Origin of the sequence: Luminiphilus sp. nBUS_07 (genome assembly GCF_051201685.1) — a bacterium.
Taxonomy (GTDB): domain Bacteria; phylum Pseudomonadota; class Gammaproteobacteria; order Pseudomonadales; family Halieaceae; genus Luminiphilus.
Window position 1 is genome coordinate 577,684 of the sequence record NZ_CP179213.1, and the last position, 21,002, is coordinate 598,685.

Below are 21,002 nucleotides of genomic sequence, written 5' to 3' on the forward strand. Positions count from 1 at the left end.
GGATTAATGAGTACAACGCAACAGGTTGTCATTGTCGGTGGTGGTACTGCTGGTTGGCTAACAGCAGCCAGGCTGGGTGCCATGGCTGACCGACAATTTGACATCACTTTGGTGGAGTCTCCTAACGTTCCCACTGTGGGTGTTGGTGAGGGTACTTGGCCTTCCATGAAGGCCACGCTGCAGGCGATAGGGCTTTCAGAGCGTGTATTAATCTCAGAATGCGATGCTAGTTTGAAGCAGGGTACGCTGTTCCAAGGTTGGAGGACGGGGGCTGCTGATGACAGCTACTTACATCCTTTCAGCTTGCCCCCTGAATATGCCTCAAAAAATGTGGCTGAATATTGGCGGCGCGACGGCCTGCGCTACCCATTCCATGAGGTCGTCACGCCTCAAGCACTTATTGCGACTACCTATAAAGCGCCTAAAACGGCGGATACTCCCGATTACGCCTTTGCGCTGAATTACGGTTATCACGTCGATGCCGTAAAGTTTGCAGCGCTACTGCGACAACACAGCATTTCTCGTTTTAAGGTGCGGCACGTAGAGGGGCACGTAGCCGGCGTTAATAGTGATGCCGAGGGATTTCTTACCAGCTTGGAGCTCGAGAGCGGCGACCGTTTATTCGGCGATTTTTTTGTCGACTGTTCGGGTCAGAGAGCCCTGTTAATAGGTGATCATTTTAAGGTGCCATTTCAGTCAGCACGTGACGTTTTGCCTAATAATCGAGCGGTGGTGGCTCAGGTGCCTTACGACGCGCCTAATGATGAAATCCACTCTTGTACACAGTCGACTGCACAGGACTGTGGTTGGATCTGGGATATTGGTCTTCAATCTCGTCGAGGCGTTGGCTATGTCCATAATGCCGACTTTATTTCCGAGGCTGAAGCCACGCAAACCCTACGAAACTATGCCGAACAATCGGTGGGCGCCAAAGTGGCGCAGGATTTAGTGTGTCGTACACTGAATTTCGAACCCGGATACCGCGGTACCCCTTGGACGCATAACTGCGTGGCTGTCGGTTTGTCAGCCGGCTTTATTGAGCCCCTCGAGGCCTCAGCGCTGGCTATGATTGAACAGGCTGCCTCGTTTTTGGTGGAAAGCTTTCCCGTCAATCGAGATCTCATGGGGCCCGCTTCCCGCGCGTTCAACCGAAAAATGGAGAGCAATTGGGCCAGTATTCAAGAGTTTCTTAAGCTCCACTACGTGTTAAGTGATCGCGATGACACGCCCTATTGGCAGCAGGCTCGCGACGAAACTAGCATTTCTGAAGGCCTATCAGACAAGCTGGCCTTGTGGCAGATTCGCGCCCCTTGGCATCCCGACACGCCGCGTATTGACGAGCTGTTCCCGGCTGCGAGCTATCAGTACGTTTGGTTGGGTATGAACGGCCACCTCAATGGCGTGATAGGGTCGGCAGGTCAGGGTGGTAAAGATCACGCCTCAAGCAGCGCTGACCTTGATCCCATTTTATTTAAGGTGAGAGAGCGAGCGCTGCAACTGTCACGGGCTATGCCGGGGAATCGGCAGTTACTGAATGCCCTTCGGATGAATAACCCTTCAGCAACGGTAACAGCATGAGCAACTTTCAAATACTTAATAACGTCGACCATAAAGATCTGCGTATCGTGGAGGCGGTGGGTCAAGAGTTCGGCGATGGCATTCACAGTTGCCCTGCCTACACCTTCGAATTTAGGGATCTTCAGGTGGATTTTCCACTGATGCTGCAAGCAACCGAGCATGATGGACTGATACCTGTTGCAGTCATGGGATTTGAGTCTGGGGAAAACCTGTTCCTGAAGAATTCCGAATGGACAGCGCTTAGTCGCCCCGCCTTCATGCGCAAGGGCCCTTTTTTGATTGGGCAGCACCAATCTCAAGAGGGGGAAGAAGTTCGGTTATTAAGCGTCGATATGGCGCACCCCCGAGTGTCTCAGGGAACCGAGGGTGAGGCGGTCTTTCAACCTCTTGGTGGAAGGACGCATTATCTGGAGCAGCGAGCCGACCTGCTTGAGCAAATCCATGAAGGCGCGGGTCACACTCAGCGGTTTACGCAGTGTCTAGCCGATCTCGAGCTGGTCGAGTCAATTACGCTCGATATTAGCTTGCCGGACGGCTCGAAAAACCAGTTGCTCGGTTATTCGGCGATCAACGAGGATAACGTGAAGGCTTTGTCGGCAGAGAGTCTCGAGCAGCTGTCCCAGCAAGGGTTTCTCATGCCTTTGTTCATGATGCTAGCGTCACTGTCGAATATGGGACGGTTGATTCAATTCAAGCAACAAGCCCGAGACGCCAATCAGTGATAGATCAGTCACCCAAGCATGTTGAAGTTGTTGAGGGAATAACCCCCGATGCGATTCCATCTTGGGTATTTGAACGGGAAGAGCCTCTAGTTTTACGGGGTCTGGTGGCCGATTGGCCGGCTATTCCTGAGGGGGATGGCGACCTTGAGCAGCTCGAGGCTTATCTTTCTAAGTTCTGGACAGCAAAGCCGGTTACCGCTTATGTCGCGCCCACCGAAGTGGCTGGACGCTTTGGTTACAACGGAGCTTTCAACGGCTTCAACTTTCGCAGCGGTAGTGCCCCATTGGAAGATATCTTGCAGCGCTTACGCGAACAGGCAGATCCGGCGAACAAAGAACCTTTATCGATTTATGTCGGATCCACACCCACTGCGGGATGGCTGCCGGGGTTCGAAAAAGCGAACACGCTAAAAATCCCCGGTGACCCCTTGGTCAATTTTTGGCTTGGTAATCGCACGACGGTGTCTGCGCATTACGATTTTCCTAGCAACGTGGCTTGTGTGGTTTATGGGCGCCGCGAGTTCACGCTGTTCCCTACGGATCAAATCGGTAACCTCTATGTAGGCCCTCTCGACCGAACCCCCTCGGGCCAGCCTATTAGTTTGGTTGATTTTGCCGCGCCTGACTTCGATAAGTTTCCGCGCTTTCGTGAGGCCATGGCGGCCTCTCAACGCTGTGAACTGGGCCCGGGGGACGCGATTTTTATTCCGAGTATGTGGTGGCACCACGTCAAGGCATTGTCTGATTGTAATTTGTTGGTGAACTACTGGTGGCTGGATCACGAGCAGCACTTTGGCTCGCCCTTCAATGCCTTGCTTCACGGGGTTCTATCGATTCGTCATTTGCCCGAAGCGCAGCGGTTAGCTTGGCAGAAGCTAATGAATTTTTATGTGTTTGAATCAGATCCAGAGTCCACTGAGCATATCCCTGATCACGCGTTGGGTTGTCTCGGTGAAATGAATAAAATTGAGGCAGACCGCCTCCGCGAAGAATTACTTAACAGATTGAAGACATAACTGCGCCCTTTAGGCACTTGGAGTCAGTTCGATGGAACATCAGAAGATCAAACACGTCGTTGTAGCCGGCGGCGGGACCGCCGGATGGATGGCGGCTGCGGCAGTGTCAAAGCTGCTGGGGAAAACAGTCAAGGTCTCCCTGGTCGAATCTGAAGAAATTGGCACGGTGGGTGTGGGAGAGGCAACGATCCCGACGCTACTGACCCTTCATGAACTGCTTAAAATTAAGGAGCAGGACTTTATCAGCGCCGTGGGTGGTACTTTCAAACTGGGTATATCTTTTGAAAACTGGCACGACGTGGGCAGTGACTACATCCACTCATTTGGTTACACGGGGAAAGATTGCTGGGCCGCAGGTTTTCAGCACTTTTGGCTTAAAGGCAAAGAGTTAGGAATCAGCAAGGAGTTTGGTGAGTACTGCAATGAGTGGGCAGCGGCCAAGCAAAATCGCTTTGCGGTGTTGCCCAATCAAAATCTGAATTATGCCTACCATTTTGATTCGTCACGTTACGCTAAGTTTCTTAGAAAAATCGCAGAGGAACACGGTGCTGTTCGCATTGAGGGTAAAATTGAAGCGGTGCAGCAACACGAGCAAACCGGATTCATTACGGGATTGCGCCTAGAGAGTGGCCAGCAAATTGATGGTGATTTCTTCGTTGACTGTACTGGGTTCCGAGGTTTGCTTATTGAGCAGACCCTGCACGCAGGCTACGACGATTGGCAGCACTGGTTGCCCTGTGACAGTGCTCTGGCAGTGCAAACAGAAAACGTTCAACCACCGATACCTTACACGCGATCAATAGCCCACGAGGCGGGATGGCAGTGGCGGATTCCCCTTCAGCATCGAACCGGTAATGGCCTGGTGTATTGCAGCAAGTTTTGGTCCAGAGACGAGGCCGAGGCTAAATTAAGAGGGAATCTCGAGGGCGAGATGGTCACCGAACCCCGTCCTATTAAATTTCAAACAGGGACACGGCGGCGTCATTGGGTGAAGAACTGTGTGGCTGTCGGCTTGTCCAGCGGGTTCATGGAGCCATTAGAGTCCACCAGTATTCACCTCATCCAGCGCAGTATCGTGCGGTTCATGCAAATGTTCCCATCGGACGGGGTGCGTCAGCCCGACATCGATGAGTTTAATAATCAGATGAAGTTCGAGATAGAAAACATTCGCGACTTCATTATTCTTCATTATCACGTCACTAATCGCACTGACACGCCTTTCTGGCGTCATTGCCGCACCATGGAAATTCCAGAGTCACTGCAGCATCGTATTGATTTGTTCAAGGAGACAGGGCGAGTTTTCAAAGTCCCAACTGAGCTATTTGGAGAAAATTCCTGGACTCAGGTCATGCTGGGTCAGGGCCTCAGCCCTGAGCAGTACCATCCCATTGTTAACATGATGGATGAGCAGGAACTGCGTGACTTTCTTGGAGGAATCCATGGCTCGGTTGAGCGGTTGGTGAGTCAGTTGCCGGAGCACCAGAGGTTTATCGATCATTACTGCCGTGAGGCCTGATTTTGTTCCCTTTGGGCCTAGCTTTTTACCCTCTCATCGCATCTTGCTAGAAGAAGCAGACGGCCCACAATAGCCTCTGTCGGGTCTTGTCTGGCCACAGATGAGACCTACCACTAATCACTAGGAAGATTTGTATCATGAGATGTTCAAGCGCCCTTGCGATATTAACTCTAAGTATCTCATCTGTGCTGCTGCTCCCTGGCTGCTCTAGCGATCAGTCGCCATCATTGGTCGGCAGTGAAGCCGAACAAGCGGCAAAGGCTATGCTGGAAACACTTTCCCTGGAGCAGAAGATCGGTCAAATGATTCAAGGAGAGATCGCCCACGTGACTCCTGATGATCTTCGTAAATACGGCCTAGGCAGCGTTCTCAATGGAGGTGGATCCTTCCCGGGTGGCGAGAAGGACGCCTCCATCGATGACTGGCTCGCCCTTGCAGACGACTATTATCAGGCCTCTATCGATACGAGTCAGGGCAGTGCAGGGATTCCCGTTATCTGGGGCACCGATGCTGTTCATGGCCACAATAATGTCGTTGGAGCTACGCTTTTTCCCCACAATATTGGTTTAGGGGCTGCTGGGGATCCCGAATTGGTGGCGGCGATTAGCGGTGCCACCGCGAGGGAAGTTAAAGCCACTGGCATTGACTGGATTTTTGCGCCTACCGTGGCCGTTGCACGAGATTATCGCTGGGGGCGAACCTACGAGTCGTATAGTTCTGATCCTCAGGTGGTGGCCTCCTATGCAGGTGGCATGGTCGAGGCGATGCAGGCAGAGGGCATTGTTGCCACGACCAAGCATTTTGTCGGTGACGGCGGAACCTTTTCGGGTGTTGACCGGGGCGATACCCGGTTACCTCTCAACGTACTCATTGACGAGCATGGAGCGGGCTATAAGCCGGCTATTGCTGCGGGTGTACAAACTGTCATGGCGTCTTTCAATAGTTGGAACGGCGAGAAAGTACATGGCCATAAACAACTGCTAACCGATGTGCTTCGCGGTGATCTCGGGTTTGACGGGTTTGTTGTGAGTGATTGGAATGGGATTGGCGAGGTTGAGGGCTGCGCCGATGATGATTGTCCGCAAGCGATTAATGCCGGTATCGACATGGTCATGGTGCCTGAAGATTGGCTCTCTACCCTAGAAAACTTAGTAGCTCAGGTTCAGTCAGGTGCTATTTCAGAGGCTAGAGTCGACGAGGCTGTATTGCGCATTTTAAAGATAAAGTTCGAGTCAGGTCTCATGCAGCGAGGCCTGCCATCGAAGGAAGGGCGCCCGCTAAGGTCACAGGTGGGCAGTCAAGAGCACCGTGATTTAGCGCGGGATGCTGTGCGTCGATCACTGGTACTCCTCAAGAACGACAGCCAAATACTGCCCCTCGACCCCGCTGGACACTACTTAGTGGTGGGTAAGGGTGCGGACAACATCGGTATGCAATCGGGTGGCTGGACGATCAGCTGGCAGGGTACCGGCAATACCAATGCTGACTTCCCAACGGGCACCTCGTTGCTCGATGGCTTCGTCGAACAAGTCACTCGGGCTGGCGGCAAGGTCTACCACAATGAACCAGTGCCAGAGGGCGTGGAGGTTGGCGCGGTTATTGCTGTTTTTGGCGAGACACCCTACGCAGAAACACAGGGCGATATCTCATCATTGGCATGGCAACAACCCAATTTCGAGGACCTTGCTTTGCTTACCCAGTATCAAGATCTGCCGGTCGTTTCGGTCTTTCTGTCGGGTAGACCGCTTTGGGTGAATAGGGAGATCAATGCATCTACTGCGTTTGTCGCTGCTTGGTTGCCCGGTAGTGAGGGCGCAGGGGTTGCTGATGTTTTGTTTAGAAATTCAGACGGCTCGGTGCAACATGAATTCGTAGGCCGCCTCCCTATGGCGTGGCCAAGTGCCGATATCAACGGCAGCGATAGAGATCTGGCCGTAGTTGATGCCGCATTTGAGCGAGGCTACGGTCTGACTTCGAACGTGTCTCAACAAGTTGCGATGCTTGATGAGGAGCCTAGGGGCAAGCCGCTATCTCTTGATCGTCCTGTGTTTGCTGGTGGTGCACGAGGTCAATGGCGGTTGTACTTGGGCAATAGGCTGGATTGGGCCATTGCTAGTGGCCCCAGGGGTGGAACCACAAAAGATAATCAATTGTCCGTCTCTGTCATCGACCGCCGTATGCAAGAAGATGCCAGGCGACTGGAGTGGTCGGGTGATGGTAAGCGCGCCAGTCAGGTTTATTTTCGCGCGGACGTCCCCATCAACATTGAGGACATGAGTGCAACGGGTGGCGCAGTTGTCATGGATATTCGTTTGATTCAGAAGCCTGTTGATCAGGTGAAGATGCGAATGGACTGCACTTGGCCCTGCAACGGCGAGCTTGATGTTACACAACACCTGCGAAGCTTGGACACAGAAGTCTGGCATCGGCTAGCTATTCCATTAGCTTGCTTCGAGGTGGCGGGTACCAATATGAGTGCCGTAGATGTACCGTTCTTAATCAGTACACCGGGCGTCTTTACCATGGATCTTGCAGAGGTAACTCTGGTCGAAGAAGTATCTGACGCAAATTTGTTGAACTGTCCCACTCAAGAAGTGGCCAGTCTTAAGTAGAGCGGACGTTAAACTATGTTGTCATCACTCGATATCACCATTGTTGTAATTTACGCCATCGCTTTGTTCGGTTTAGCCCAGTGGGTCTCTCGTGAAAAACCCGGGCACCAGAAAGACGCGTCAGATTATTTTCTCGCAGGTAAGTCATTGCCTTGGTGGGCAATAGGCGCGTCGCTTATTGCGGCTAATATTTCCGCAGAGCAGATCATCGGCATGTCAGGATCTGGCTATGCTATCGGCCTGGCGATCGCATCTTATGAATGGATGGCTGCCATCACGCTGATTCTGGTTGGCAAATTTTTGCTGCCGGTCTTTTTGAAAACTGGCATCTACACCATGCCTCAATTTCTTGAGCAGCGTTACGACCACCGTGTCAGAACCGTGATGGCTAGTTTTTGGCTGGGCGTCTACGTCTTCGTAAACCTAACCTCTATTTTGTGGCTGGGAGCTCTCGCGATTAACACCGTGGCAGGTGTCGATCTGACACTGGGTCTAGTGCTGTTAGGACTCTTTGCGGTGTCGTATTCGCTGTACGGTGGACTCAAAGCCGTTGCACTCACCGATATTGTGCAAGTGGTGCTCTTGGTGGCAGGTGGCCTCATGATCGCTGCGATTCTGTTGGAAAAAGTGTCAGGGGGCACCGGAGTGGTTCAGGGGTTCGTAATGCTGATGGATACCGTGCCAGACCGTTTCGATATGATACTGGCTAAAGATCACCCGCATTACATGAGTTTGCCCGGGCTCTCGGTTTTGATTGGCGGTATGTGGGTGATGAATGTCTCTTATTGGGGTTTCAACCAATATATTATTCAGCGTGCTCTCGCCGCGAAGAGTGTGAGTGAGGCTCAGAAGGGAATTGCTTTTGCGGCCTTTCTGAAGTTGTTGATGCCTCTCATTGTTGTTTTGCCCGGAATCGCTATGTTTGCACTGAACGCTAACTTGGCGACTCCTGACCAAGCTTACCCCTCGGCTATGGCTCTGTTGCCCACGGGCATTAAAGGGCTGGTCTTTGCCGCGCTGCTAGCGGCCATCGTGTCCTCACTAGCGTCCATGTGTAACAGTATTTCAACAATTTTCACTGTTGATCTCCTGCCGTCGATGGTCTCCGAGTCGTGGTTAGAGCGTAACCGGGTCTTCAGTGGTCGTGCGACGGCCCTGGTGGCTATGGCCATTGCGATGGCAGCTGCACAGCCATTGCTGGGGAATTTTGATCAGGCTTTTCAGTATATTCAGGAGTTCACTGGATTCTTTACGCCGGGCATTGTTGCGATCTTTTTGTTAGGCATGTTCTGGGGCAAAACAACAGCGACCGGTGCTCTTCTAGCGGCGGTGGGCTCGGCCGTTTTGTCTTTGGCAATGAAGCTTTTGCTACCTATGCTGCCATTTATCGATCGAGTTGGAATAGTTTTCTTGTTGTGTGTTGGCATTGCCGTGGTTTGGTCTTTGGCACGGCCCCAGCCTCAGCCCGGCTACATCGAACCGTCCGGCGTGAGCTTTTCAACCACTAGCGGCTTCAATGCAGCGGCAATTGTTGTGACCTGCATACTGGCATTTTTCTATATCACTTGGTGGTAATGCATTGCTTCGCTCGGTAACACATCTTGTCTGCTTTATTGCAGCATTAGCACTGTGTCAGAACATTTCTGCTGAAAATGGGCAATGCGCGCCGACGCTTATCGAGAATTTTGACGGTGACCTAAATTCGGCACTGTGGCGTGTGGTCGAAGGCGACGGATGTGACGTCGGTTTATGCGGCTGGGGCAACAGCGAAGTTCAGCACTATGCAAAGGACGCTGTTCGGGTTGTCGACGGGGCGCTGTCGATTACGGTCGCAGAAAATGGTGGTCGCATTACGTCTGGCAAGTTGGTCAGCGAGGGCCTCTTTAGCCAACAGTATGGCCGGTTTGAAGCTCGCATTAGTTTACCCCGTGGACGCGGGTTGTGGCCGGCGTTTTGGATGATGCCTCAGAGCGCTAGCCCATGGCCCCTCGCTGGGGAAATTGACATTATGGAATGGACTGGTAACGAGCCTAATCGTCTTATCGGCGCGGCGCATTTTGGGCCTCTGCCCCCTAATAATGTGCATTACAGTGAAACGCTATTGGTACCCACGCCCTGGAATGAAGGCTGGCATGAATTCGCTGTAGAGTGGTCCCCTAGCCTGATTCAATGGGAGGTCGATGGCCGGATTCACGGCACCATGGCACCGCACAATGCTTTGCCCCATCCGTGGGTGTTTGACCAAGCCCCGTTCTACCTTATTCTCAATGTGGCTGTAGGCGGCACCCTAGGCGGTGAGGTTTATGTGCAGGACTTACCTGCGACGATGCTGATCGACTGGGTTAAGGCATATCCTTTCAACTGTGGTGCCGAGAGCCACTAAGGCTCGCTATCTGCCCTTTGAGCCTTCAGAAAGCCAGTAGGCCAACCCAGTAAACGGTTGCGTTGGCTGGTTCTCACTGAGCCGAGGCACCACCTTCACATGTACTCCTTCGCATTCTATTTCTTGCTACTTATAGGGCGCCCTAGTATGAGCTAGAATGGACGAACATCGGGCGTGAGCTGCGGTGGCTTCAGCTTACCTCCAGAGGTAAGGTTGTCGTCCTCAACCCATTTAACCGCCGTTTTTTGGCGTCCATCATTTTTTGTCAAACTCAGGATATTAACCATGAATCAAGCGGCACCTCAGCTTTCAAACTTTCTTGATGACGATGTGCAGTCTATCGAGGCTTTCGACCCAGACCTGTGGAAAGCTATGCGAGCGGAGACACAGCGGCAAGAGGAGCATATTGAGCTGATTGCGTCAGAGAATTATGCAAGCCCACGTGTGCTTGAGGCTCAGGGATCGGTTCTGACGAACAAATACGCAGAGGGCTATCCCGGAAAACGCTACTACGGTGGCTGCGAGTTTGTCGATGTGGCAGAGGAATTGGCGATTGATCGCGCCAAGCAACTTTTTGGCGCCGCTTATGCGAACGTCCAGCCTCACTCGGGTTCCAGTGCCAACATTGCGGTTTATCATGCACTGTTAGAGCCCGGCGATACGGTTATGGGAATGAGCCTGGCCGACGGCGGACACCTCACTCACGGTGCATCGGTCAATTTCTCCGGGAAAATTTATAAAGCAGTGCAGTACGGGATCGACCATGACACCGGCTTGATAAATTACGATGCCTTGATGGAATTGGCGAAGACCCACAAGCCCAAGCTCATTATTGGTGGTTTTTCGGCCTACAGCCGGATCATGGATTGGGCAAAGTTTCGCGAGATAGCTGATGCGGTGGGTGCCTATTTGTTGGTGGACATGGCTCACGTGGCGGGTTTGGTGGCCGCGGGAGTTTATCCCTCACCGATGCCCTATGCCGATGTGGTGACTTCGACAACCCATAAAACCCTGCGAGGGCCTCGCAGCGGCATCATTCTGGCTAAAGATGACGAGACGCTGCATAAAAAGCTCAACAGTGCGGTATTCCCTGGTGCTCAAGGCGGTCCGCTGATGCATGTTATTGCGGCTAAAGCAGTGGCTTTTAAAGAGGCCATGGAGCCGGGCTTTGCTGACTATCAGCGTCAGGTGGTCAAAAATGCTCAGGCGATGGCCGCAACGTTCATGGAGCGCGGGCATAAGATTGTTTCCGGAGGTACCGACAATCACCTTATGCTGTTGGACCTCATTGGTAAGTCCTACACGGGCAAAGACGCCGATGCAGCGCTGGGTGACGCTTACATCACAGTGAATAAAAACGCGGTTCCCAATGACCCACGTTCGCCCTTTGTCACGTCAGGTCTACGGTTGGGGACACCGGCGATTACTACCCGAGGTTTTTCTGAAGCCGACACGTCTCAGTTGACGCACTGGATCTGTGATGTATTGGCGGCGCTGGAAACGGGCACTGGGGATACCGTAATACCCGAGGTTCGTCAAAAGGTGTTGGAAATTTGCGGTCGCCTACCCGTGTACTCGCGCTAGAGGTCTGCCGTGCAGTGCCCTTTTTGCACAATTGACGAAACCAAGGTGATTGATTCTCGTCTGGTTGCTGACGGCGGTCAGGTGCGGCGTCGGCGTGAATGTCTAGGGTGCAAAGAGCGCTTTACCACATACGAGCTTGCCGAGTTGGTCATGCCCCGCATTATCAAACAAAACGGTAGTCGTGAGCCTTTTGACGAAGAGAAACTGCGTGGTGGTTTCTTGAGGGCACTGGAAAAGCGCCCGGTTTCAGTTGAGGAAATCGAGAAGTGGATAACGCACATTAAGCATCAATTGCGTGCCACGGGTGAGCGCGAACTGCCGTCGAACGAGGTGGGTAGCCATGTCATGGAGGCTCTCAAAGCGATGGACCAAGTCGCCTATGTGCGCTTCGCCTCGGTCTATCGCAGCTTTCAGGATCTGTCAGAATTCAGGGACGCCATTGAAAGTTTGGAGGCGGAACCCCCCGCAGAAACGTGAGCAACTCCTCGGTGCTGCCTTCGGACGCCGCTTTTATGGAGCAAGCTCTCACGGAGGCTCAGAAAGGCCGCTATTGGGCCGCGCCTAACCCCCACGTGGGCTGTGTCATCGTTAAAGACAATGAAATTCTCGGAAGGGGTTTCACCCAGCCTGTGGGCGGTGCTCATGCCGAGGTTATGGCGCTTGCTGATTGCTCATCACCCAAAGGCGCAACGGCGTACGTCACCCTTGAGCCCTGTGCTCATCAGGGGCGCACAGGTCCCTGCGTTGATGCGCTGATAAATGCAGGCATTGGGCGGGTTGTAGGCGCGCTGGAAGACCCTAACCCCAGTGTTTCAGGAGGCGGCTACGACCGGCTCAGGGCAGCTGGTGTTGCAGTCACTCAAGGTGTTTGCGCAGACGCAGCGGCGATAGAGTTGAAAGGGTTTTTGTTGCGAATGGAGCGAGGTTGGGGGCGCGTTCGCCTTAAGTTGGGCTGCTCCCTGGACGGTCGTACAGCGATGGCCTCTGGCGAGAGTCAGTGGATTACGGGTCCATTAGCGCGTCAGGATGTGCAGCGCCAGCGCGCTGCCAGCTCGGCCATTATCACGGGTATCGGCACGGTGTTGGCCGACGATTGCTCGCTAACGGTTAGATCCGATGAGCTGGGTTTTGAGGGTGTGGAATTGGAGAGGGCACTACACCGGCCACCGACGCGAGTGGTACTCGACAGCAACGGCCGTACGCCAAAGGGGGCTCGTGTATTGTCAGCCAACGCCCCAACCCTTGTGATAACCGCACCAGAAAATCAGCCTGTAGCCCATGCCTCGCACCGGACAGCGAGGGTTATCGGAGGTGGCCTTGATTTGCGGGGTATACTGAGAGGGTTGGGGGACGAAGGTGCCAATGAAATTTTGATAGAGAGCGGCCCTTTGTTAGCGGCCGCTTTTTTAAAGGAAGGGCTGGTCGATGAGTTACTCATTTATCAAGCGCCGTTGCTTTTAGGCAGTTCCGCTCGCCCGCTTGCAGATATCGCTTTTTCTGAGTTGAAAGATGGCATCCAATTGGCTTATCGGGAAGTGAGTCGTTTGGGCTCGGATCTGCGTATCATCGCTGCTGTTCTTAAGGAAAACTAAAAACGTGTTTACAGGAATTATTCAAGCCGTCGGAGAGATCGCGGCGATGGAGACCCAAGGCGGCGATCTTCGGCTGCGGGTGCTCACACGGAAGCTTGATCTTAGCGATGTTCAGCTGGGTGACAGCATTGCAACAAGTGGAGTCTGTCTCACCGTCACAGGGTTGCCGGGTGACGGGTATTGGGCAGATGTTTCAATTGAGTCGTTGAATCTGACGACACTCGGTGATCGTAAGCCGGGAGATCACGTTAATTTAGAGAAGTCTCTAACCCCCACATCACGCTTGGGTGGCCACATTGTTAGCGGTCACGTTGACGGTGTGGGCACCGTGGTGTCGGTAGCACGGGAGGGCAGATCTTGGCGCTATGTTATTTCTGCCCCCCAGGAACTCGCGCGCTATATTGCACACAAGGGCAGCATCACCGTCGACGGCACCAGCTTAACAGTCAACTCGGTTGATGGGTCGGAGTTTGATCTCAATATCATTCCCCAGACCTTTGAGGAGACCGTGTTTGGCGAATACCGAGAAGGTTCTCGTATCAACCTTGAAGTTGATGTGATCGCTCGATACTTAGAACGACTTCTGCAGGGCGACGCCGCCGCGCAGAGTTCAGGCCTTTCAATGGACACGTTGCGTGCCTCGGGATTTATTCATGACTAAGACCCTAAACCACCGAGATCCAGAGGGCCTGATCAGTGAACTTCGGCATGGCAATATGGTATTGCTGTTGCTTGAGGACAGCAGTGGTGGTGTTACCGGTATTGTAACGATTGCGGCAGAGCTCTGTGAGGCAAGCCACATCACTTTTATGGCCCGACAGGCTCGAGGGCTAATTTGTTTGGGACTCACCCGGGAGCGTTGTGACTACCTCCACTTACCTCTCATGGTTGAAGGGCAGGGTGATACCGCTCCCTTTACCCTTTCCATTGAAGCCACCGAGGGTATTGAGACCGGGATTTCAGCCAAGGACCGGGCGCACACCGTTCGCGTTGCTGTGGCACCGCAAACTTCTGCAGCAGATTTAGTACAACCCGGGCATATCTTTCCAGTGGCGGCAGAAGAGGGTGGGTTACTCACTCGAGCTGACAGAGCGGAGGCCACCACAGACCTCGCGAGGTTGGCCGGCTTGTTTCCTGCCGCGGTGTTTACTGAGGTGTTGGACGAGACGGGCAACATCGCAAGAGGTGAAGCTCTTGAACGGTTCGCGGCGCTCCATGAATTGCCCGTAGGCAGGGTCTCTGAGCTCATTGACCATCGTCTCACCACAGAGCGCACGATAGAGCGGGTTCGGCAAGGTATGGTTGAAACCACGCACGGTGAGTTTGAACTGACGGTTTACCGTGAGATTCATCAGGGGTCCCTTCATCTAGCGTTGAGTCGGGGATCTTTGCAAAACGACAAGACAACGGTCGTTAGGGTGCATGTCACATCGGCGCTGCGGGATTTGGTGGGCACAACTCTCCAAGGGCAAACCACGTGGCGCTTTGACACCAGTTTGGCTGAAATCGCTGCATCCGAGCGGGGAGTCCTCGTTCTGATATCCCGGCCCGAGACGGCCGAGGCATTATTAGCGAGTGTCGACCGACTGTTGGGCTTGCCGGTAACGGAACACGGCGCAACACAGGCTGGCTATGCCTCTATTGGTTTAGGCGCTCAGATTCTTAACGATCTTGGTGTGGGAAAGATTGAACTGTTGGGTGCGCCACTGAAGTACAATGCCCTTGCCGGGTTTGGACTGGAAGTGGTTAATTTTGTCGCGCCCACGTAATACGCTCGAAATTTTAGGGAGAATCAAATGAGTAGCCAAGGAATACGAACAACTGAAGGCACGTTAGGGCCCAACCAAGGGCGCTATGTACTGGTGGTGGCTCGCTGGAACAGTTTCGTTGTTGAGCATCTACTCGAGGGTGCTCTGGACGCACTGCGTCGCCATGGTATCAGCGATGATCAAATGCACATCGTGCGAGTCCCCGGTGCTTTTGAGATTCCGATCGCCTGTCAGAAACTGGCTCAGCGCGATGACTGCGATGCCATTATTGCGCTGGGTGCGGTTATCCGTGGTGGTACCCCTCATTTTGAATATGTAGCCGGGGAATGTACCAAGGGGCTTGCTCAGGTGCAGATGGATACTAGAAAGCCCATTGCGTTTGGCGTACTCACAGTTGACTCGATCGAGCAGGCGGTAGAGCGTTCTGGTACCAAGGCGGGTAACAAAGGGGCTGAAGCGGCCATGAGTGCACTGGAAATGGTGAGCTTGGGTATCGCCCTGGGAGCCTGAGGGTAATGTCATCGATAAATGCCCTAGCTGCGCAGCGACGCCGTGCTCGGCACTTTGCACTTCAAGGTCTCTACCAATGGTCAATGACTCAGGCACACCTCGCAGAAATTGAGGCTGAGTTCAGAATCGATAACGACTTTTCCCATGTTGACGGCGAATACTATCGGGCGCTGCTCACTGGTGTCGTCGGTGATGCCGGTGATCTCGATAGCACCTTCGAACCGTTACTTGATCGACCTCTTGACGAGCTTGACCCTATTGAGCGTTCCTTGCTGCGCCTGGGTACTTTTGAACTCAGGGAGCGTATTGATGTGCCTTACAAGGTTGTGATCAACGAATCTGTGGCGCTAGCCAAAAAATTTGGTGCCACAGACAGTTACCGATACATCAACGGTGTGCTCGACAAAGTCGCACGTAATTTCCGTCAGATTGAAATCGATGCCGAAGCCTAATGTAGTACGCCATGGCGGGTCGTGAATTTGAGCTTATTTATCGCCATCTTGGCATATTTGGTGCCGGCCCCCAGGTGCGCTTGGGCGTTGGAGACGATGCAGCGGTACTGGCACTCCCAGCTAATTCTGAGTTAGTTGTATCTTCTGATAGCGTTGTCGAGGGCACGCACTTCCCTGAATTTACCTTGCCTGAACACGTGGCCACCCGCGCCGTAGCGGCTGCCGCCAGCGATTTGGCAGCCATGGCTGCAGACCCGTTAGCGATGACGCTGGCGTTAACCTTACCCGACCCAGACGAACTGTGGTTGCACAGTTTTAGCCAGGGTTTAGGACGCTGCGTAGAGGCGTTGTCTCTGCCGTTGGTGGGGGGAGATTTAACACGTGGGCCACTGTCTTTGACGGTTACCGTCATGGGAAGTGTGCCCAGTGGCGGTGCGCTCCCGCGCTCCGGTGCGAGGCCTGGAGATTGGCTCTGTGTGACGCATACGCTGGGTGATGCGGCTGCGGGGCTCGCGTTGATTTTGGGCCAGCTGCAAGGCGACGACGAGATCGCTCTTGAGGATGAGGAGTTTCTGGAGTCGAGATTTTATCGGCCAACAGCGCGCCTAGAGTGGGTGTCCTGGCTGCGTGAGCATGCTCGAGGCGCAATCGATATCTCAGATGGACTTCTCGCCGATGTAGCGCATATGGCGAATGCTTCAGGTTGCGCTTGTGTCATAGATAGCAAAGCCATACCGCTATCACCGGCATTGTCTCGCTTCGATCAGAAGCAGTGTTTAGACTGGGCGTTGGCGGGCGGTGACGATTACGAGCTTGCGGTGGCTGTCCCCCCGAACACGGTTCTGCCGCCGGGTTTGATTCAAGTGGGGGAGTTCCACGAGGGTTCAGGTGTGCAGTGTGATTACATTCCAGTGGAGCGAGTGGGCTTCAACCACTTTGGTGCATAAATGAGTAATCAATCACCCTCTGTGGGTCAAGTTATAAAGTCTCCCGGATTATTGCTTGCGACGTGGTGGGGCTCTGGACTATCGCCTAAGGCACCCGGGACCGTGGGTAGTGTCGCGGCTTTACCCTTTTGTTACTTCTGGCTTTTGACCTTGCCCGGCTGGGGCGTTGCAGGCGTTGCTTTGCTCCTATTGTTTTTGGGTGTCTGGGCTGCAAAACAGGCGGGGGAAGCTTGGGGCAAGGTCGATCATGGCGCCATTGTTATCGATGAGGTTTTGGGACAACTCCTAGCGCTTGCACTCCCTTTTTACGCAATGGGCGCTTCGGCGATAAGCCTCGAACTTCTGCTGGTTGGGTTTTTGCTGTTTAGATTATTTGACGTCGCCAAACCTTGGCCCGTCAGTTATTTCGATAACCATTGGAAGTCTGGCTGGGGGGTCATGCTAGACGACGTCGCGGCAGGTGTGTTGGCGGGTTTGGGCGGGTTGCTGATTTTACCCTTGCTGCCTTGATCGCTTAATGCTCACGTCTGACCATTGCTACCGCAAGCTCTGATAACGGTTGAGCGCGCTCGCCATAGGGGCTTAAACAAGTCAGAGCCTCGGTTAGTAACTTTTCAGCTTCTTTCCGGGCTCCTTCAAGGCCGAGACAACTAACGTACGTCGATTTTTTTACGGTGACGTCTTTCCCGGCGGTTTTTCCTAGAGTGGTGCTATTTTGGGTAACGTCCAATATGTCATCCGCCACCTGAAAAGCTAGGCCAATGGTGCTAGAAAATTGCCCGAGACGTTCTATATCGTGGTCGGTGGCATCGGCACAGATTGCACCGGAGAGCACGGCAGCCCTAATCAGGGCGCCAGTTTTCTGTGCATGAATAAGACGCAGTTGATCAAAGGTAGAGGCTTGCCCTTCAGCGGCCATGTCCAAGGCCTGCCCGCCAACCATGCCAGTGAATCCCACGGCTCCTGATATCAGGGCAATCAGTTTCAGGCGCTTATCACTGGAAAGTTGATTATCTTCGGAGATCAAGGCAAAAGCGGCAGCTTGAAGTCCATCGCCAATGAGTATTGCCGTTGCCTCATCGTAGACGGTATGAACGGTTGGCTTCCCTCGGCGCAGCGCATCGTTGTCCATGGCTGGAAGGTCGTCGTGCACGAGAGAATAGGTGTGTAGCCATTCAATGGCGGTAGCTGCAGAAGCTGCGCCAGCGTCCTCTGCTCCCGCGCAAAGCATGCGATAACTCGCCATAACCAAGCGAGCTCTCAGCTGTTTCCCGCTATTTCCAATGACATACTGCAAGGCCTCAGCGAGTCGTGGATCATTACAATCGAGCGGAGTTCCGGCAGTGGTTACATCATTCATGAATTTAAGGGTTGGACCTGGCCGTCCTCTGTCACCATGGCGACACGTTGTTCAGCGGCATCAAGCACCTTGCTTGCCGCGGTTACAAGGGCCATGCCTTGTTCATAAAAAGTTAGCGATTCCTCAAGAGACACATCGGGGTCTTCCAGTTTCTCCACGATATTGGCGAGCGTGTCCATCTGTTCTTTGAGTGATTGAGAGGCATCGTTTGTGTTCGCTGCTTTCGGCAAAGCCTGGCTCCTGACAGTTATATTCCTATGATGTTTCCCTTGACGCAGCAGGGACTAGACAATGTTTGTAAGTGCTTCCGCTGCAGTCGTTGTTAAGGCCCCTGCATCAATGATGTCTTCACTGGTAAGCCCGGCTGCTCTGCGATTTTCGGTCTGGCTACCGTGATGGATAAATGCATCGGGTATGGCGATATGGCGAATTTCGATGTCAATATTCGCGCCAGACAGAAACTCTGCAACGGCACTGCCTGCGCCTCCCGCCAGTGCATTTTCCTCTACGGTGATCAACCGATCATGAGATTCTGCGACCTGCAGTAGCAGGGTTTCATCAAGGGGTTTGGCCCAGCGCATGTCTATGAGTGTTGCCTGGAGGGCTCTAGCAGCGATTTCCGCTTCCTCTAGCAATACGCCAAAGTTGAGGATAGCCACCCTTCGGCCTGTTCTAAGCGTTACTGCTTCTCCGATGGGCAGCGCAGTCATCTCATTCTCAATGAGGGCGCCGGTTCCGGCTCCCCTCGGATAACGAATTGCCGCTGGGCCTTTGTGTTGATAGGCGGTATGGAGCAATTGGCGGCACTCGTTTTCGTTAGAGGGGCAAGCAATGATCATATTGGGAATGCACCGCAGATAACTGAGGTCATAAACGCCGTGGTGGGTTGCACCGTCTTGCCCAACCAACCCTCCGCGGTCAATAGCAAAGGTTACGTCTAGATTTTGCAGAGCAACGTCGTGTATGAGTTGATCATAGGCCCTTTGCAAAAAGGTAGAGTAGATCGCCACGACAGGTTTAAGCCCGTCACACGCCATGCCCGCAGCAAGAGTAACGGCATGCTGCTCGGCAATAGCAACGTCGTGATAGCGGTCTGGATACTCTTGGGAAAAACGCACCATGCCAGAACCCTCACACATTGCGGGGGTAATGCCGATCAAACGACTGTCGGCTGCTGCGGTGTCGCACAACCAACGGCCGAAGACATCCTGATATTTTGGAGGCGAAGGTTTTTTGTTTCCGGCGGCTTCGGGGTTGGCCTCAATTTTGTTGATGGCATGGTAACCAACCGGATCACTCTCCGCCGGACTAAAGCCTTTGCCCTTGACGGTCCGAATATGGAGCAACTGGGGCCCTTTGAGCTCTATCATTGCCTCAAGTGTTTGCACTAACTGGGGTAAGTCGTGACCGTCTAATGGCCCTACGTAGTTAAAGCCCAATTCTTCAAACAGCATGCCGGGGGCCACCAAGCTCTTCATCTGCTCTTCAGTCTTTTTAGCAAAATCCCAGGCAGTTCTCACATGTTCGAGAATGCGTTTGGAGCCCTCCCGAAGGGCAATATAGGTGGGGCTCGCCCAAATTTTTGCAAAGTAGGTGGCTAAGCCCCCGGTATTGTGGCCAATAGACATTTGATTGTCGTTAAGTATGACCAGCATATTGGGTCGTACGTGTCCCGCATGTGCCAGGGCTTCAAAGGCCATGCCACCAGTGATGGCTCCATCCCCGATAACCGCCACCACTTTGCGTTCCAGTCCTTGCCGATGGGCTGCAATGGCCATTCCCATAGCGGCAGAAATACTCGTAGAGCTATGGCCAACCCCAAAGGTATCGAAATTACTTTCACTGCGCTTCGGAAATCCAGATAGCCCCTCGGCTTGTCGGATAGTCGCAAGCCGCTCCATGCGTCCGGTGAGAATTTTATGGGGGTAGGTTTGGTGGCCCACATCCCAGACGATCCGGTCCTCGGGCGTGTTCAGCACGTGGTGCAGCGCTATTGACAGCTCTACTACCCCAAGCCCTGCGCCAAAGTGGCCGCCGGTTTGGCTGACGCTGAACAACATATACTGGCGCACTTCATCGGCTAAGGTTCGTAAGTCGTCCTCACCCATAGACCTGAGCACGCCAAGGTCTGAATTGATCTGCTCAAGGAGTGGTGTGACGGGTTTGACAGTAGGGAACGTTGTGGTCATTTTACGATGATACCCTATCTGCCGGCATTTCAGTGGTGGGTTTGGAGACACCGGTATAACCCAGTAATGCCCCTTGGAGGCGGTTACAGCCCTGCTTGCCCAGTGTCCGTCCATCAGGCCAGAACAGTAGCGGATTAACCTCGCCCTGGTCGTCAGCAAGCAGCGTGTTAATGTCCAACATGCTCGTGCCAGACTTACTTTCTACCCATCTCGTCAGACGTCGCTCAAAATCTCTTAGCGCTTCGGCTTCACGCTTCAGTGCAGGCGTTATTGCTGGTGGAACTACGACTAAGCTCGGCGACACGCTCCAATAAGCGCGCAGAGCATCGATTTCATCGAGTGCGTTAAACGTCGACTCTGACTTTGCCAAGCCGTCGCTATCATCAAGGAACAGCACAGTAGTTACGGGGCGGTAGTGTGCCACTGTTCGCTCAAAACATTTGGCAATGGTAGTGGGAGTAAACAGGGGTGAGGCTTTGACGCGCAGTTGGCTAGGCTCAAGCTTTTTTGCTGAGCGCTGTTTCCACTCAGAGAATACAGAGCCGCCAATGATCAGCGTGTATGAATCTTTACTGACTCTAATTTGGTCCGTTTCTTCCAGAAAGATTCGCACTTTTTCGCAGGATGTTTCAGAGGTCTGGGGCGTGAAATCAGTCGTTGTCAAAATTACAGCGGCAGGCGGCAACGCGAGAATGAGTATAAGCAGCCACGAGAAGCGCATAGATTCGTCTTCAGAATAAAGCTGCTGTTTCATAGGCCCCCTGTGTTTTTT

Annotated in this window: 20 protein-coding genes; 16 read left to right on the plus strand and 4 right to left on the minus strand. The window is 53.3% G+C overall.

The genetic code is table 11. From position 1 onward, the window contains the following. Positions 1-6: 6 nt before the first annotated feature. From ACMAZB_RS02545 to ACMAZB_RS02620, 16 genes are all read left to right on the plus strand, one after another. Positions 7-1,578: a tryptophan halogenase family protein gene (locus ACMAZB_RS02545; RefSeq protein ID WP_435219292.1), complete on the plus strand. Its 1,572-nt coding sequence runs from the start codon at positions 7-9 to the stop codon at positions 1,576-1,578. Then, on the plus strand, positions 1,575-2,300 hold the full coding sequence (locus ACMAZB_RS02550; RefSeq protein WP_435219293.1) for a SapC family protein: 726 nt from the start codon (positions 1,575-1,577) through the stop codon (positions 2,298-2,300). Before ACMAZB_RS02545 ends, ACMAZB_RS02550 begins: the two co-directional genes overlap by 4 nt. Further along, on the plus strand, positions 2,297-3,316 hold the full coding sequence (locus ACMAZB_RS02555) for a cupin-like domain-containing protein (protein WP_435219294.1): 1,020 nt from the start codon (positions 2,297-2,299) through the stop codon (positions 3,314-3,316). The genes ACMAZB_RS02550 and ACMAZB_RS02555 overlap by 4 nt, the downstream gene beginning before the upstream one ends. A gap of 31 nt (positions 3,317-3,347) precedes the next feature. Then, positions 3,348-4,832, plus strand: a complete 1,485-nt coding sequence (locus tag ACMAZB_RS02560) for a tryptophan halogenase family protein (RefSeq protein WP_435219295.1) — start codon at positions 3,348-3,350, stop codon at positions 4,830-4,832. Between the two features lie 137 nt (positions 4,833-4,969). After that, positions 4,970-7,444, plus strand: coding sequence for a glycoside hydrolase family 3 protein (locus ACMAZB_RS02565; protein ID WP_435219296.1), 2,475 nt, complete (start codon positions 4,970-4,972; stop codon positions 7,442-7,444). Positions 7,445-7,459: 15 nt separating this feature from the next. Continuing rightward, positions 7,460-9,019, plus strand: coding sequence for a sodium/sugar symporter (locus tag ACMAZB_RS02570; protein WP_435219297.1), 1,560 nt, complete (start codon positions 7,460-7,462; stop codon positions 9,017-9,019). A gap of 4 nt (positions 9,020-9,023) precedes the next feature. Next, positions 9,024-9,827 carry a glycoside hydrolase family 16 protein gene (locus ACMAZB_RS02575; protein WP_435219298.1) on the plus strand — a complete coding sequence of 268 codons (804 nt, stop codon included), beginning with the start codon at positions 9,024-9,026 and terminating at the stop codon, positions 9,825-9,827. 285 nt (positions 9,828-10,112) lie between these two features. Then, entirely contained in the window at positions 10,113-11,411 is a 1,299-nt protein-coding gene (glyA, locus tag ACMAZB_RS02580; protein WP_435219299.1) for a serine hydroxymethyltransferase, read from the plus strand. A 9-nt stretch (positions 11,412-11,420) separates the two neighbouring features. Next, a complete protein-coding gene (nrdR, locus tag ACMAZB_RS02585; protein WP_435214172.1) occupies positions 11,421-11,888 on the plus strand; it encodes a transcriptional regulator NrdR in 468 nt (155 codons plus the stop codon). Further along, positions 11,885-13,003, plus strand: coding sequence for a bifunctional diaminohydroxyphosphoribosylaminopyrimidine deaminase/5-amino-6-(5-phosphoribosylamino)uracil reductase RibD (ribD, locus tag ACMAZB_RS02590; RefSeq protein WP_435219300.1), 1,119 nt, complete (start codon positions 11,885-11,887; stop codon positions 13,001-13,003). Before nrdR ends, ribD begins: the two co-directional genes overlap by 4 nt. Positions 13,004-13,007: 4 nt before the next feature. Further along, entirely contained in the window at positions 13,008-13,664 is a 657-nt protein-coding gene (locus ACMAZB_RS02595) for a riboflavin synthase (RefSeq protein WP_435219301.1), read from the plus strand. Continuing rightward, positions 13,657-14,772 carry a 3,4-dihydroxy-2-butanone-4-phosphate synthase gene (locus tag ACMAZB_RS02600; RefSeq protein WP_435219302.1) on the plus strand — a complete coding sequence of 372 codons (1,116 nt, stop codon included), beginning with the start codon at positions 13,657-13,659 and terminating at the stop codon, positions 14,770-14,772. The genes ACMAZB_RS02595 and ACMAZB_RS02600 overlap by 8 nt, the downstream gene beginning before the upstream one ends. 27 nt (positions 14,773-14,799) lie before the next feature. Beyond that, the gene (gene ribH, locus ACMAZB_RS02605) at positions 14,800-15,282 is read left to right on the plus strand and encodes a 6,7-dimethyl-8-ribityllumazine synthase (protein ID WP_435219303.1); all 483 of its coding nucleotides are present in this window, start codon (positions 14,800-14,802) and stop codon (positions 15,280-15,282) included. Between the two features lie 5 nt (positions 15,283-15,287). Beyond that, a complete protein-coding gene (nusB, locus tag ACMAZB_RS02610; RefSeq protein ID WP_435219304.1) occupies positions 15,288-15,734 on the plus strand; it encodes a transcription antitermination factor NusB in 447 nt (148 codons plus the stop codon). Positions 15,735-15,745: 11 nt separating this feature from the next. Next, on the plus strand, positions 15,746-16,681 hold the full coding sequence (thiL, locus tag ACMAZB_RS02615) for a thiamine-phosphate kinase (RefSeq protein WP_435219305.1): 936 nt from the start codon (positions 15,746-15,748) through the stop codon (positions 16,679-16,681). Further along, positions 16,682-17,191 (plus strand): phosphatidylglycerophosphatase A family protein, encoded by a 510-nt coding sequence (locus ACMAZB_RS02620; protein WP_435219306.1) that lies wholly within the window; start codon positions 16,682-16,684, stop codon positions 17,189-17,191. 4 nt (positions 17,192-17,195) lie between these two features. Here the strand turns inward: ACMAZB_RS02620 and ACMAZB_RS02625 are convergent, their stop codons facing one another. Genes ACMAZB_RS02625 through ACMAZB_RS02640 form a run of 4 tightly spaced genes read right to left on the minus strand, consistent with a single transcriptional unit; the run spans position 17,196 to position 20,984 of the window. Beyond that, positions 17,196-18,041 (minus strand): polyprenyl synthetase family protein, encoded by an 846-nt coding sequence (locus ACMAZB_RS02625; protein ID WP_435219307.1) that lies wholly within the window; start codon positions 18,039-18,041, stop codon positions 17,196-17,198. After that, positions 18,038-18,271: an exodeoxyribonuclease VII small subunit gene (gene xseB / locus ACMAZB_RS02630; protein ID WP_435219308.1), complete on the minus strand. Its 234-nt coding sequence runs from the start codon at positions 18,269-18,271 to the stop codon at positions 18,038-18,040. Before xseB ends, ACMAZB_RS02625 begins: the two co-directional genes overlap by 4 nt. A gap of 54 nt (positions 18,272-18,325) precedes the next feature. Next, on the minus strand, positions 18,326-20,230 hold the full coding sequence (dxs, locus tag ACMAZB_RS02635) for a 1-deoxy-D-xylulose-5-phosphate synthase (protein ID WP_435219309.1): 1,905 nt from the start codon (positions 20,228-20,230) through the stop codon (positions 18,326-18,328). 1 nt (position 20,231) lies between these two features. Continuing rightward, a complete protein-coding gene (locus tag ACMAZB_RS02640; protein ID WP_435219310.1) occupies positions 20,232-20,984 on the minus strand; it encodes a hypothetical protein in 753 nt (250 codons plus the stop codon). Between the last annotated feature and the right edge of the window lie 18 nt (positions 20,985-21,002).

Excerpts from the sequence above, each read along its gene's own strand:
- ACMAZB_RS02600 (WP_435219302.1), top strand. The coding sequence starts at position 13,657 with ATGACTAAGACCCTAAACCACCGAGATCCAGAGGGCCTGATCAGTGAA.
- ribH (WP_435219303.1), top strand. The coding sequence starts at position 14,800 with ATGAGTAGCCAAGGAATACGAACAACTGAAGGCACGTTAGGGCCCAAC.
- glyA (WP_435219299.1), top strand. The coding sequence starts at position 10,113 with ATGAATCAAGCGGCACCTCAGCTTTCAAACTTTCTTGATGACGATGTG.
- nusB (WP_435219304.1), top strand. The coding sequence starts at position 15,288 with ATGTCATCGATAAATGCCCTAGCTGCGCAGCGACGCCGTGCTCGGCAC.
- ACMAZB_RS02570 (WP_435219297.1), top strand. The coding sequence starts at position 7,460 with ATGTTGTCATCACTCGATATCACCATTGTTGTAATTTACGCCATCGCT.
- ACMAZB_RS02620 (WP_435219306.1), top strand. The coding sequence starts at position 16,682 with ATGAGTAATCAATCACCCTCTGTGGGTCAAGTTATAAAGTCTCCCGGA.
- ACMAZB_RS02560 (WP_435219295.1), top strand. The coding sequence starts at position 3,348 with ATGGAACATCAGAAGATCAAACACGTCGTTGTAGCCGGCGGCGGGACC.
- ACMAZB_RS02545 (WP_435219292.1), top strand. The coding sequence starts at position 7 with ATGAGTACAACGCAACAGGTTGTCATTGTCGGTGGTGGTACTGCTGGT.
- ACMAZB_RS02640 (WP_435219310.1), bottom strand. The coding sequence starts at position 20,984 with ATGAAACAGCAGCTTTATTCTGAAGACGAATCTATGCGCTTCTCGTGG.
- ACMAZB_RS02565 (WP_435219296.1), top strand. The coding sequence starts at position 4,970 with ATGAGATGTTCAAGCGCCCTTGCGATATTAACTCTAAGTATCTCATCT.
- dxs (WP_435219309.1), bottom strand. The coding sequence starts at position 20,230 with ATGACCACAACGTTCCCTACTGTCAAACCCGTCACACCACTCCTTGAG.
- thiL (WP_435219305.1), top strand. The coding sequence starts at position 15,746 with ATGGCGGGTCGTGAATTTGAGCTTATTTATCGCCATCTTGGCATATTT.
- ACMAZB_RS02625 (WP_435219307.1), bottom strand. The coding sequence starts at position 18,041 with ATGAATGATGTAACCACTGCCGGAACTCCGCTCGATTGTAATGATCCA.
- ACMAZB_RS02550 (WP_435219293.1), top strand. The coding sequence starts at position 1,575 with ATGAGCAACTTTCAAATACTTAATAACGTCGACCATAAAGATCTGCGT.